Origin of the sequence: Knoellia locipacati (assembly GCF_044791685.1) — a bacterium.
GTDB classification, from domain to species: Bacteria; Actinomycetota; Actinomycetes; order Actinomycetales; family Dermatophilaceae; genus Knoellia; species Knoellia locipacati_A.
The window spans coordinates 2,933,147-2,946,570 of record NZ_CP087730.1; the positions used below are offsets into that span (position 1 = coordinate 2,933,147).

Annotated in this window: 10 protein-coding genes; 8 read left to right on the forward strand and 2 right to left on the reverse strand. The window is 70.3% G+C overall.

What is annotated here, in order from left to right; all coding sequences use genetic code 11:
- Positions 1-63: 63 nt before the first annotated feature.
- The 7 genes from LL946_RS13720 (at position 64) to LL946_RS13750 (ending at position 8,622) form a co-directional block, all read left to right on the forward strand.
- Positions 64-1,467: a 3-hydroxybutyrate oligomer hydrolase family protein gene (locus tag LL946_RS13720; protein ID WP_404381546.1), complete on the forward strand. Its 1,404-nt coding sequence runs from the start codon at positions 64-66 to the stop codon at positions 1,465-1,467.
- A gap of 534 nt (positions 1,468-2,001) precedes the next feature.
- Entirely contained in the window at positions 2,002-2,799 is a 798-nt protein-coding gene (ftsE, locus tag LL946_RS13725) for a cell division ATP-binding protein FtsE (RefSeq protein ID WP_404381548.1), read from the forward strand.
- Positions 2,796-3,701 carry a permease-like cell division protein FtsX gene (gene ftsX / locus LL946_RS13730; RefSeq protein WP_404381550.1) on the forward strand — a complete coding sequence of 302 codons (906 nt, stop codon included), beginning with the start codon at positions 2,796-2,798 and terminating at the stop codon, positions 3,699-3,701. Before ftsE ends, ftsX begins: the two co-directional genes overlap by 4 nt.
- Before the next feature lie 167 nt (positions 3,702-3,868).
- Positions 3,869-5,245, forward strand: a complete 1,377-nt coding sequence (locus tag LL946_RS13735) for a peptidoglycan DD-metalloendopeptidase family protein (RefSeq protein ID WP_404381552.1) — start codon at positions 3,869-3,871, stop codon at positions 5,243-5,245.
- A gap of 77 nt (positions 5,246-5,322) precedes the next feature.
- Positions 5,323-5,817: an SsrA-binding protein SmpB gene (smpB, locus tag LL946_RS13740; RefSeq protein ID WP_404381554.1), complete on the forward strand. Its 495-nt coding sequence runs from the start codon at positions 5,323-5,325 to the stop codon at positions 5,815-5,817.
- Between the two features lie 132 nt (positions 5,818-5,949).
- Positions 5,950-7,788, forward strand: coding sequence for a DUF2207 domain-containing protein (locus LL946_RS13745; RefSeq protein ID WP_404381556.1), 1,839 nt, complete (start codon positions 5,950-5,952; stop codon positions 7,786-7,788).
- A gap of 306 nt (positions 7,789-8,094) precedes the next feature.
- Positions 8,095-8,622, forward strand: a complete 528-nt coding sequence (locus LL946_RS13750; RefSeq protein ID WP_404381558.1) for a type 1 glutamine amidotransferase domain-containing protein — start codon at positions 8,095-8,097, stop codon at positions 8,620-8,622.
- Between the two features lie 80 nt (positions 8,623-8,702).
- On the opposite strand, the gene LL946_RS13755 is transcribed toward LL946_RS13750, so the two are convergent.
- Positions 8,703-8,876 (reverse strand): CsbD family protein, encoded by a 174-nt coding sequence (locus tag LL946_RS13755; RefSeq protein ID WP_404381560.1) that lies wholly within the window; start codon positions 8,874-8,876, stop codon positions 8,703-8,705.
- A 79-nt stretch (positions 8,877-8,955) separates the two neighbouring features.
- Positions 8,956-12,345: a pyruvate carboxylase gene (locus LL946_RS13760; RefSeq protein ID WP_404381562.1), complete on the reverse strand. Its 3,390-nt coding sequence runs from the start codon at positions 12,343-12,345 to the stop codon at positions 8,956-8,958.
- Positions 12,346-12,484: 139 nt separating this feature from the next.
- On the opposite strand from LL946_RS13760, the gene LL946_RS13765 reads away from it, so the two are divergent.
- Entirely contained in the window at positions 12,485-13,411 is a 927-nt protein-coding gene (locus tag LL946_RS13765) for a phosphatidylinositol-specific phospholipase C/glycerophosphodiester phosphodiesterase family protein (RefSeq protein WP_404381564.1), read from the forward strand.
- Positions 13,412-13,424 lie beyond the last annotated feature (13 nt).

Here is a 13,424-nt window from a genome sequence, read left to right on the forward strand (position 1 = left end):
CCGTCGGGGGAGTGGGTCCACGGCACATGGGAGCGGAGGCCCGCCGCGTGGATGCTGACCCCCATGCGCCCGACAACGACGTCTCCTCGCACAGTTCTGGCGGCCGTGGCCGCCCTCGCCGCGGCAGCCACCCTCACGGTCGCTGCCCCACAGGCCTCGGCCGACAAGCAGACCGACAAGCCCGGCGGTGGGCACTGCGCCCGCCAGTCCAAGATCGCGGTGCCCGGCGCCGAGATGCAGAAGGTCGCCTGCCTCGACGACCTCACCACGGCCGGTACCGTCGCCTCCGGGCACACCCGAGCGGCTGACTACGCCGGCCTGCACACGCCCGGCACGGTCAACCCGACCGGGGTCCCGGGCATCCAGGTCGACGGCTACTTCCCCGACACCTCGACGACGAACACCAACAACGGCTGGAACCACGACAGCCAGTTCGTCATCCGCATCCCGGACGACTGGAACGGCGGGCTCGTCGTCACCGGCGCGCCGGGCAACCGCACCCAGTACGCCAACGACTTCATCTGGTCCGACTGGGTGCTCGCCCAGGGCTACGCGTTCGCGAGCACCGACAAGGGCAACATCGGCCTCAACTTCTTCGACGACGGCTCCACTCCGGGCGGCAGTGTCCGAGAGTGGAACTCGCGCGTCACCGAGCTCACGCTCGCCACCAAGAAGGTGCTCAGGCAGGTGAGCGCCAAGGCCCCGCAGCGCACATGGATGGCCGGCATCTCCAACGGCGGCTACCTCGTCCGCTGGCAGCTCGAGAACCGTCCCGACCTCTACGACGGCGGTCTCGACTGGGAGGGCACGCTCTTCCGGGCCGACGGACCGAACCTGCTCACCTACCTCCCGACGGCGCTCAAGCACTACCCCTCGTATGCCGCGACCGGCAGTCCCGAGGCGCACGCCGCGATGATCGCGGCCGGCTTCGCCCCGGGCAGCGAGTTCCTGTGGCCGTTCCACCACCAGGTCTACTGGGACCTCACGCAGCGGATCTACCGCGAGGAGTTCGACCCGGAGTTCGACGGTGCCACGAAGGCGGGGACGCCCTACTGCGCCAGCGGCACGCCGCAGTGCGACGCCGACTACGACTACGCGAGTCGTCCGGCCGAGGTCAAGGAGGCGATGCGTTCCGTCGAGCTCACCGGCAGGATCGGCAAGCCGCTCATCACCGTCCACGGGACGATGGACACCCTGCTGCCGATCGGCACGGACTCGGACGTCTACGACGAGCTCGTCGAGGACGCGGGAGCCGGTGCGATGCACCGCTACTACCGCGTCGCCGACGGGACCCACACCGATGCGCTCGTTCCGGCGTTCCCGGACAGGCTGCGCCCGCTCCTGCCGTGCGCCCGCACCGGCTTCGACGCCCTGACGGCCTGGGTCGAGGACGGCACCGCGCCGCCCGCCGACGCGACCGTCCCGCGGCCGACCTCAGGGGACCTGCTCCACACCTGCGCCCTCTGACGTCGGAGCAACCAGTCGAGAGGGGACGACGTCCCGCTTCCACCGGAGGGGAGCGGGACGTCGTCTTCTCTCGATCGGCAACGAGCGGTGGCTGTGCTCGTTCAGTCGACGGGATGCTCGATCCCGAGGGGTCCTTCTCGTCGTGCATCGCGACGGTCGTGCGCAGGGGCGTGTGCGGCACGAACGCCACCGCACCAGGGTGACGACCGTGATGACCGCGGCGACGACGAAGATGTAGCCGGTGCTGTCGCCATAGGCATGACGCACGATCGTGAGGGCCGGCCCTTCAGCGCGCCGAGGTCGAGGCTCCCGCCTCCCTCACCCGCAGGAGCGGGGATGCGCGGGGCCCCAAGGCCTGTGCGATCCCGCTTGGCGGTGAGATCCCCATGTCGTACCGCTCGGCTGTCCCGGGGGACATGGTGCAATCCGGGCAGGGTCACACGCCGTCTCTGGCGGTGGTGCCACGCCGGCACAGGTGCGGAACCTATGCTCGACGTGGATCCTGCCCCCGAGCCGTGAGGCCTCCCCCCAGCGATGATTCGCTTCGACAACGTCACCAAGGTCTACCCGAGGTCGACCCGTCCAGCTCTCGACGACGTCAACGTCAACATCGAGCGCGGCGAGTTCGTCTTCGTCGTGGGGCCCTCGGGCTCCGGCAAGTCCACGATGCTGCGCCTCGCGCTGCGAGAAGAGCGGGCGACGTCCGGGACGGTGCTCGTGGCGGGCCAGGACCTCGGCTCGCTGTCCGCGCGCAAGGTCCCGCGCTTCCGCCGCGAGATCGGTGCGGTGTTCCAGGACTTCCGCCTGCTGCCGGGCAAGACCGTCGACCAGAACGTCGCCTTCGCCCTCCAGGTCATCGGCAAGCCCTCGTCGGCCATCCGCCAGCTCGTCCCCGAGACGCTCGAGATGGTCGGGCTCGAGGGCAAGGGCAAGCGCCTGCCGCACCAGCTGTCCGGAGGCGAGCAGCAGCGCGTGGCCATCGCGCGCGCCGTCGTCAACAAGCCGCAGATCCTGCTGTGTGACGAGCCCACGGGCAACCTCGACCCCAAGATCAGCCTCGACATCGTCCACCTGCTCGACCGCATCAACCGCACCGGGACGACGGTCGTCATGGCGACGCACGACGCCGACACCGTCAACCAGATGCGTCGTCGCGTCGTCCAGCTCGACGAGGGACACCTCGTGCGCGACGAGCAGCACGGCACCTACCTCGCTCCCGTCGCCGCCGAGGACACCTCGCCGGTGGTCGACCCGGATGCCGTCGAGGACGTCGAGGTGGCCGAGGAGATCGGTGACCTCGACCCGGAGCGGTTCGGGGGGGAGGAGCGATGAGGGCTGGCTTCATCGCCGGCGAGGTCTGGTCCGGCCTGCGCCGCAACCTGTCGATGGCCCTTTCGGTCATCCTCGTGACGATGGTGTCGATGTTCCTGCTCGGACTGGGCCTGCTGGCCCAGCGACAGGCCGACACCATGAAGGGCTACTGGTACGACCGCATCCAGGTCTCGATCTACCTCTGCACGGACAACTCGCTCCAGCCCAACTGCCAGGGCCAGGCCGCCACCGAGGCGCAGCAGCAGAGCATCGAGACCCAGCTGCGGGCCATGCCCGAGGTCAAGGAGGTCTTCCAGGAGTCCGAGGAGGAGGCCTTCGAGCGCTTCAAGGACCAGTTCCGCAACAGCCCGATCACGGGGAACGTCCAGCTCGGTGACATCCCGCAGAGCTTCCGCGTCCAGCTGTCCGACCCGACGAAGTATGCCGTCGTCACCAGCCAGTTCGAACGTGCGCCGGGGGTGGCGAGCGTCCAGGACCAGGAGAAGGTCCTCAAACGCTTCTTCCAGATCATCAACTGGATCACCGGCTTCTCCGTGTTCCTCGCCGGGCTGATGGTCATCTGTGCCGCCCTGCTCATGGCGACGACGATCCGGCAGGCGGCGTTCATCAGACGCCGCGAGATCGGCATCATGCGGCTCGTCGGAGCATCGAACTGGACGATCCGCATGCCGTTCATCATCGAGATGCTCGTCGTGGCCGCCGTCGGCGTCGCCCTCGCGGTCGGGATGCTGTGGGTCGGGTTGCGGTTGATCTTCAACGCCGGCTTCAACCAGGTGGTGCTCAACAAGGCGCTCATCGGGGCCGGGGACGTCTGGGCGCTGACGCCGTGGCTCTTCGGTGGGGTCATCCTCATCGCGGTGGTCACGAGCGTCATCACCCTGCGCCGCTACCTGCGCGTCTGACCCGCCCCAGAGTCCCGGAACCGCCGTTCTCCAGCGGAGCAGCACCTCCGTCCGCGACGATTGGGAGGTTCTCGGCGGCTCCTGAGCGAGCGTGCACGAGAAATCCACAGGACAACTGGGCGCGGGATGTTCCCAAACGGAGGTGACTCGTGTTACCAATGGTGACCATGTGGCGAACCCCTGCGCCCCGCACCACCCCCGCCCGCCGCGCCGCCGGCCTGTCGGTGGCGGTGCTGTGCTCGCTCGCCCTCGTGGCTCCGGTCTCGGCACATCCCGGCGCCGACCCGAACCCCAACAGCCAGAAGCGCAAGGTCGACGCGCAGATCGACCAGCTCCGCGAGGACCTGCACGAGACCAACGCCGATCTCGCCGAGGCCTACATCGCGCTGCGGACGACGCAGGGGCAGCTCCCGGGAGCGCAGGCCGCCCTGACCCAGGCGCAGGCGGCCGCGTCGCGTGCCGAGACGGCCAACGCGATCGCCGCGCAGGAGCTCGAGGTCGCGCAGGCCAACGAGACCAAGGCCCAGGACGAGCTCGCCGCGACGACCAAGGAGATCCGCGACAGCCGCGGCCAGGTCGCCCAGTTCGCCGCGCAGATCTACCAGGAGCAGGGCTTCGGCGAGCTGGACATGGCGATGACCTCGACCTCGCCGCAGCAGTTCGCCGACCGGATCGCGCTCATCGGCACCGTCATGGACCTCCAGGGCCAGTCCATGGTCAAGCTTGCCACCGCCAAGGCGAGCCAGACGGCGCAGGAGGACCACCTCTCCGCCCTGCGAGTCGACTCCGAGAAGGCCAAGCGCAAGGCCGAGGCCACCCTCGTCGCCGCCAACACGGCGCGCGACAGGGCCACCGCGGCCAAGGCCGCCCTCGACGCCCTCGCGGCCAAGCAGGCCCAGCAGGCGGCGTCGGTCAAGGCCAAGTCCGTCGCCGAGAACGCCCGCCTTGCCGCTGCCCACGCCGAGTCGGCCCGCCTCGGCGCCGTGATCCGGGCCCGGGCCGCGGCAGCCCTGCGGGCCGCCAAGATCCGCGCCGCCGCCAACCGCAAGGCCAAGGCCGAGGCGGCTGCCCGCGCCGCCCGCAACAAGGCCAACAAGCCCAGGAGCGGATCCAGCTCGGGCGGCTCCAGCGGGGGCAGCTCGTCGAGCAGTGGTCCCCTCAGCGCGCCGACGACCGAGGGCTGGATCAGCTCCGAGTACGGCATGCGCTTCCACCCGATCCAGCACGTCTGGCGCCTGCACAGCGGCCGTGACTACGCCGCGCCGTGCGGCACACCGATCAAGGCGGCGGCGGCCGGCACCATCATCGAGTCCGGCTACAACAGCGGCTACGGCAACCGCGTCATCGTCGACCACGGCGTCATCGGCGGCGTGCACCTCACGACCACCTACAACCACCTCGAGCGGATCCGCACCCACGGTGGGCGCGTGTCACGGGGCACGGTCGTCGGCTACGAGGGCAGCACCGGCAACTCCAACGGGTGCCACCTGCACTTCGAGGTCTACGAGGACGGGTCGTTCGTCGACCCCCGCAACTACCTCTGAGCCGCCCACGGCGGGCGGCGCAAAGGCAGGCGCGCGGACGGCATACGCTGAAGTAGCGTGTCGCACGACTCGAGGAGGTGAGCGCCGTGGCCAAGGGTGCCGCAAAGAAGCAGGATGACGGGCGCAAGCTCATCGCGAGCAACCGCAAGGCTCGCCACGACTACACCATCGAGGACACCTTCGAGGCCGGCCTCGTGCTCATGGGCACCGAGGTCAAGGCGCTGCGCATGGGGCGCGCGAGCCTCGTCGACGGCTGGGCGAGCTTCACCGGCGACGAGCTGTGGCTCGAGGGGGTCCACATCCCCGAGTACGTCTCGGGCACGTGGACCAACCACACACCGCGCCGCCGCCGCAAACTCTTGCTCAACCGCAAGGAGCTCGACCGCATCGCCCACAAGACGCGCGAGAGCGGCCACACGATCGTCCCGCTCCAGCTGTACTTCAAGGACGGGCGCGCAAAGGTCGAGATCGCGATCGCCAAGGGCAAGAAGGAGTACGACAAGCGGCACGCACTGCGTGAGCGCCAGGATCGTCGTGAGACCGAGCGTGCGCTCGGCGCCAACAGGGGGTAGTTCGTGACGGGTCGGCTTCGGAGCATGATGGCGGCCCTCGCCGCTTGCGCGTGCATCACCCTCCCGGCTGCGGCCCTCCTGGCGGCTCCCGCCTCGGCCTCCCCACCCTCCTCGGTCGTTGGGTTCCTCCCGATGGACGACGACGCCGCCTCCTTCAACGTCCGGTACGCCGTGCAGCCGGACGGGTCGATGCGCGTCACCCAGCGCATCCGCTGGGACTTCCCGGAGGGCGAGGAACGGCACGGGATTTACCGGACCATCCAGACCCGCGCGGGCTACCAGGACTCGACGACCCAGTACCGCCACTACGAGCTGTCCGACGTCGAGGTCAGCTCGCCGACGGGGGCACCGACCGACACCGACATCTCGGACTTCGGCGCCTACGAGCAGGTGCGGATCGGCAGCGCCGACGAGACGGTCGAGGGCGTCCACGAGTACGTCCTGTCCTACACCCTCGCCAACGTCGTCAACGACATCGGCGACGGCACCGCGGAGTTCTACTACAACCACATCGACCCCTCGAACGAGTACGTCTACCGCAACGTCACCGCCGACGTCACCGGACCGGTGCCCGCGACGCAGGTCGCCTGCTACTACGGCGCGCTCCAGGAGGACACGACCTGCACCGGCACCGCCGGGGCGACCTCGAGCTTCACGATCCCCGACATCGAGCCGGGCCAGGGCGCGACCATCGTGGTGTCCTGGCCACGGACCGCCTTCGGTGACCTCACCCCGGACCTGCGGGAGACGGGGGACGACGGGAGCTTCGGCGGCGGCTACGACCCCGGCCCGTCACTCACGGACTCGCAGTCGCGCTACCTCGGGGCGGCGTTGGCCGGAGGTGGGGTTCTCCTGCCGCTGCTCGCGGGCGGCCTCATGGGCCTGCTCGTCTGGACGCGGGGTCGCGACGAGGTCTACGCCGGCCTCACGCCCGGACTCTCACCGGGCGTGGGCGAGAGCGCGCCGGTGGTGCGGGGGAGCGCGCCGACGATTGCGGTCCAGTTCCACCCGCCGCCGGGCGTCCAGCCCGGGATGGTCGGCACGATCATGGACGAGAAGGCCGACGTCGTCGACGTCACCGCGACCCTCATCGACCTCGCCGTCCACGGCCACCTCACGATCACCAACGAGGAGCGTGGGCGCTTCCGCAGCGATGACTGGCTGCTGCGCCGCACGACCCCGCCGGCCGGCGCGCCGGCGCTGTCGCCCTACGAGCAGCGGCTGCTCGACGGCGTGTTCGCCGCGGGCGACGAGACCCGGCTGTCGGCGCTCAAGAACACCTTCGCCAGCACCCTCAAGCAGGTGCAGGGGATGATGTACACCGAGTCCGTGCAGCGCCACTGGTTCCGGCGCTCTCCGGACGCGCAGCGCGCGGGCTGGGTGGGGCTCGGCTTCCTGCTCATGGGTGTCGGCGTCGTCGCGCTCTTCTTCGGCACCGCCGGGCTGGGGTCCCTCGGCGGCGGCGCGCTCGTCGCGAAGGGCTGGATCTTCGGGATCGGGCTCGTCGTCACCGGACTCATCGTCCAGTTCCTCGGGCGGAGCATGGCCTCCCGCACGGCCGAGGGCAGTGCCGTCCTCGCCCAGGCCCAAGGCTTCGAGCGCTACATCGCGACGGCGGAGGCCAACCAGATCCGCTGGGAGGAGGCGCAGGACGTCTTCTCGACGTTCCTGCCCTACGCCATCGTCTTTGGGCTCGCCGACCGCTGGGCCTCGGTGTTCGAGGAGGTCGCCACCGCGGCTGCCGCGGCGGGACACGTCATCGCGGCGCCGACCTGGTATGCCGGCCCGATCACCGGCTGGAACTTCGGCCACGTGGCCTCGAGCATGGACTCGTTCTCGACCCAGGCCGCTGGCACGTTCGTCTCGACGCCGGGGTCGTCCGGCGGTTCCGGCCTCGGCGGTGGAGGGTTCTCGGGCGGTGGTGGGTTCTCCGGTGGTGGTGGCGGCGGGGGTGGCGGGGGCTCCTGGTAGCCGCTCGTCGCGCGAACTGCCGTGCGTCGCGCGAACTGCCGTCGCGCCGCTGTCCCATCCGCCGTTCGCGCGCTGAGCGCGCTCGCGCTCCCGCCAGGCCCAGCCGGCGGCGCGCCCGAAGGTTCTCGCTCCGCAGGATCGCCACTCCCGCTCCCGCCAGACCCAGCCGGGCGGCGCGCCCGCAGGTTCGCGCTCCGCCCCGCTACCCGGCGCGCTCGCAGGTTCGCACTCCGCCTTCCGCGAGCGGTCGTCCGCTTCATCCCAAGGGAGGTGGCGCGTCTGTGGCATCCGTGATGGCCTGAGGGTATGGCCAACAAGAAGATCGCGTTTCTGACTGCACCCGAAGGCATCGAACGGGTTGAGCTCACCGACCCCTGGGACTCCGTGACGGGGGAGGGGCACTCAGCCACCCTCCTGAGCACCGAGCCAGGGACGGTCCAGACGTTCGACCACCTCGACAAGGCCGAGACCCGCCCGGTCGATGGCCTCGTCAAGGACGCCTCGGTCGACGACTACGACGCACTCGTCCTGCCCGGTGGCGTCGCCAACCCCGACGCCCTGCGCATGGACGCCGACGCGGTGGCCTTCATCAAGGCCTTCGTCGAGTCCGGCAAGCCGGTCGCGGCCATCTGCCACGCGCCCTGGACCCTCGTCGAGGCGGGCGTCGTGGACGGGCGCACGCTCGCATCGTGGCCCAGCCTGCAGACCGACATCCGCAACGCCGGGGGCACGTGGCGCGACGAGGAGGTCGTCGTCGACGGCAACCTCATCACGAGCCGCAACCCCGACGACATCCCCGCGTTCACCAAGGCGCTGCTCGAGGCGGTCGGCTGAGCGACCCACGCTCGACGACCTCACGACGAAGGCCGGCCCTCCTTGTGGAGGACCGGCCTTCGCGTATGCCGCGGGGCGGCTCAGTTCTTGAACGCGTCCTTGATCTTCTCGCCGGCCTGCTTGATGTCGGCCTCCGACTGGTCCGCGCGGCCTTCGGCCTCGAGACGCTCGTCGTCCGTCGCCTTGCCGGTGGCCTCCTTGGCCTTGCCGGCGGCGTCGTCAGTCATGTTGTCGATCTTGTCTCCGATACCCATGGTTGTACTCCTTGGTTGTGCGGAAAGGGATCTGCATCCGTCAGGGCGCCGCGTCTTGACGCTTGGATGCCCCTTCACACTAACCCTTGAGGACCATCAAAAGGTCTCCGCCTTCGACCTGTTGATGGGCGCCGATGGCGAGCCGCTCGACCGTGCCGGAGGAGGGCGCGGTGATGCTGGCCTCCATCTTCATGGCCTCGATCGTCGCCACGACGGCCCCGGCCTCCACCGAGTCGCCCTCGGCCACCGCCGGCGTGACGACACCCGCGAACGGTGCGGGGACGTGGGCCGGGTTGCCGGGCTCGGCCTTCTCGGCGGCCTTGACGTCGACCTTGATCGCGTTGTCCCGCACGGTGATCGGACGGAACTGGCCGTTGAGGGTGCACATCACCGTGCGCATGCCCTTGGCGTCCGCGTCGCCGATCGAGGACACGCCGAGGAGCAGCCGCTTGCCGGCCTCGATCTCCACCTCGTACTCGCGCGCCTGGTCGAGCCCGTGGAGGAACTCGACGGTGCCGAGGACCGAGAGGTCGCCGAAGCGCTCCCTCGAGGAGAGGTAGTCCTTCGTGGGGCCGGGGAAGAGCAGCTCGTTGAGGGTGGCGCGAGGGTCGCTCGCGAGGGACTCCTCCTGCTCGGCGGTGAGCTCGGTGACCCGTGGCTTGGCGTGGCGGCCCTGGAGCGCCTTGGTGCGGAACGGCTCAGGCCAGCCGCCCGGCGGGTCTCCGAGCTCGCCCTCGAGGAAGCCGATGACGGAGTCCGGGATGTCGAACTTCGTCGGGTTCTCCTCGAAGTCGGCGGGGTCCGCACCAGCGCCGACGAGGGCGAGTGCGAGGTCGCCCACGACCTTGCTGCTCGGGGTCACCTTGACGATGTTGCCGAGGATCCGGTTCGCGGCGGCGTAGGTGTCCTCGATGTCCTCGAAGCGGTCGCCGAGACCGAGAGCGATCGCCTGCTGGCGCAGGTTCGACAGCTGGCCGCCGGGGATCTCGTGGAAGTAGACGCGGCCGGTGGGGGAGGGAAGGCCGGACTCGAAGGGGGCATAGAGCTGGCGCACCGCCTCCCAGTACGGCTCGAGCGCGAAGACGTTGTCGATGTCGAGGCCCGTCGCCCGCTCGGTGCCGTCGGTGGCAGCGACCAGTGCCGAGAGCGAAGGCTGGCTCGTCGTGCCCGCCATCGCCGAGCAGGCCGCGTCCACGGCGTCGACACCGGCGTCGATGGCGGCCAGAAGCGTGCCGATCTGTCCGCCGGCGGTGTCGTGGGTGTGCAGGTGGACGGGCAGGTCAAAGCGCTCGCGCAGCGCCGTCACAAGGGTGCGGGCCGCGGGGGCGCGCAGCAGGCCGGCCATGTCCTTGATCGCGAGCACGTGGGCACCGGTGTCGACGATCTGCTCGGCGAGGCGGAGGTAGTAGTCGAGCGTGTAGAGCCTCTCGCCGGGGTCGCTGAGGTTGCCGGTGTAGCAGAGCGCGACCTCGGCGACCGCGGTGTCGGTCGCCAGCACGGCCTCGACGGCCGGGCGCATCTGGCTCACGTCGTTGAGCGAGTCGAAGATCCGGAAGATGTCGAGACCGGAGCGGGCCGCCTCGTGGACGAAGGCGTCCGTCACCTTCGTCGGGTACGGCGTGTAGCCGACCGTGTTGCGTCCCCGCAGCAGCATCTGGAGGGGGATGTTGGGCATGGCGTCGCGAAGGAGGGCGAGGCGCTCCCAGGGGTCCTCGCTGAGGAAGCGCAGGGCGACGTCGTAGGTTGCGCCGCCCCATGCCTCCATCGAGAGCAGCTTGGGCGTGAGGCGCGAGACGTGGCCCGCGACATGGAGCAGGTCACGGGTACGCATGCGCGTGGCCAGCAGGGACTGGTGGGCATCGCGGAAGGTCGTGTCGGTGACGGCCACCTCGGTGCGGGCGCGCAGCTGGCGCGCGAACTCGGCCGGGCCGACCCGCTGGAGCAGGTCGCGCGAACCCGGTGGCACGGGCGCGTCCAGGTCGAGGACGGGCAGCTTGGCGCGGGGCCTGACCCGGGTGCGCGCGGGACCGTGCGGCTGGTTGACCGTGACGTCGGCGAGGTAGGTGAGCAGCTTGGTGCCGCGGTCGGCCGGGGTCCGTGCCGTGAGCAGTCCCGGGCGCTCGTCGATGAATGACGTCGTCGCCTGGCCGGCCTGGAAGACCGGGTCGGCCAGCACGCCCTCGAGGAAGCGAATGTTCGTCGAGACACCGCGGATCCGGAACTCGGCGAGGGCTCGGCGGGCCCGTCGCACCGCCATGGGGAAGTCGCGTCCGCGGCAGGTGAGCTTGACGAGCATCGAGTCGAAGTGGGCGGACACCCGCGCACCGACGAAGACAGTGCCGCCGTCGAGTCGCACCCCACCACCGCCGGCAGAGCGGTAGACCGTGATCGTGCCGGCGTCGGGCCGGAACCCGTTGGCGGGGTCCTCGGTGGTGATGCGGCACTGGAGCGCGAAGCCGCGCACGACGATGTCCTCCTGCCGGAGGTCGAGTCCCTCGAAGGTCTCCCCGGACGCGATGCGCATCTGCGAGACGACGAGGTCGATGTCGGTGACCTCCTCGGTCACCGTGTGCTCGACCTGGATCCGCGGGTTCATCTCGATGAAGACGTAGCGACCGTCCTTGCCGAGGAGGAACTCGACGGTGCCCGCGTTGACGTAGCCGATCTCGCGCGCGAACCGCACCGCGTCGGCGCACATCTGCTCGCGTGTCGCCTTGTCCAGGTTGGGCGCCGGGGCGATCTCGACGACCTTCTGGTGGCGACGCTGGACCGAGCAGTCGCGCTCGAAGAGGTGCAGCACCCCGTGCTCGCCGCCGGTGCCGTCGCTGAGGACCTGCACCTCGATGTGGCGCGGGTCGACGACGGCCTCCTCGATGTAGAGCGTCGGGTCACCGAACGCGGCGTCGGCCTCGCGCTGGGCCGCCTCGAGCGCGTCCCGCAGGGTCGTCGGGTCGTCGACACGACGCATGCCGCGCCCACCTCCACCGGACACGGCCTTGACGAAGCAGGGGAAGCCGATGTCGGCGGCAGCCGCCTCGAGCGCATCGAGGTCGGTGCCGGCCTCGGACCCGCGCAGGGTCGGCAGCCCGGCGGCGCGGGCCGCAGCAATCGCCTTGGCCTTGTTGCCGGTGAGGTGGAGGACGTCCGCCGGAGGACCGATGAACGTGATGCCATGTGCGGCGCACTCCTCGGCCAGCAGCGGGTTCTCGGAGAGGAAGCCGTAGCCCGGGTAGATCGCGTCGGCGCCGCACTCGACCGCGACCCGGACGATGTTCTCATGGTCGAGGTAGGCGCGGACCGGATGGCCCTCCTCGCCGATCTGGTAGGACTCGTCGGCCTTGAGGCGGTGCTCGGAGTTGCGGTCCTCGTGGGGGAAGACCGCGACGGTCTTGGCGCCGAGCTCGGTGGCGGCGCGGAACGCCCGGACGGCGATCTCGCCTCTGTTGGCGACGAGGACCTTGCGGAACACGGCATACCTCCGGGACGAACGGCGGATGGTCTCGGGAAAGCCTAGTGATCGCCCAGTGAGTGAGACCGTTCGCCCACAGTCCGGACGCGTTCACCTTCTCGACGCGCGGGATCCACCCGGGAGCGGAAAGGTGAAGGGCATGACTCGTATGCCGTTCGCCCGCCTTCTCGTCGCCAGCTCCGCCGCGCTCGGTGCGGCCCTCATCGGCCCGTCGGCCGTGCCCGCCGCCGCCACCCCCGTGAGCTCGTTCGTCGCCGCGCCGACCACGCAGGCGGCCGACCCCACCCGGGCCACCGTCCAGCCGCTGGAGCGAGCGCACGCCCACAACGACTACGAGCACGAGCGTCCGCTGCTCGACGCGCTCGACCACGGCTTCACCTCGGCGGAGGCGGACGTCTGGCTCGTCGACGGCGAGCTCTACATCGGGCACGACGGACCGGACCTCACCCGCACGCTGCGCAGCACCTACCTCGAGCCGCTGGCCGAGCGCTTCCGGGAGAACGGCGGCGCCATCCACCGGCAGTGGCGCGACACGTTCCGGCTGCTCGTCGACGTCAAGAGCGAGGGGACTGCCGCCTGGCCCGTGATCGAGCGCCAGCTCGCCGACTACCCGCAGCTGTTCACGGCATACCGGGAGGGGAGGGTGCACGAGCGCGCGGTGACGGCGGTCATCTCCGGCAACCGCGACCTCGCGTCGATGCAGGCCGCGAGCACCCGCCTCTCGTTCTACGACGGCAGGATGGGCGACCTCGGGGGACCGCTGGGTGCCGAGCTCGTGCCGCTCATCAGCGACAACTGGACCAAGCACTTCACCTGGCTGGGAGTCGGCACCATGCCCGAGGCCGAGCGCGCCAAGCTGCGCACGATCGTCGCGACGGCGCACGCGCGCGGCCAGGAGGTTCGCTTCTGGGCGACCCCCGACGCCGCGCTCCCGAACCGCGAGGCGGTGTGGCGTGAGCTCGTCGCCGCCGATGTGGACGTCCTCAACACCGACGACCTCGCCGGGCTCCAGCAGTTCCTGCTCGCCGAGGACCCCCAGGAGCAGGGCCTCGACACGGCTGCCTGACCACCGCCGCCGT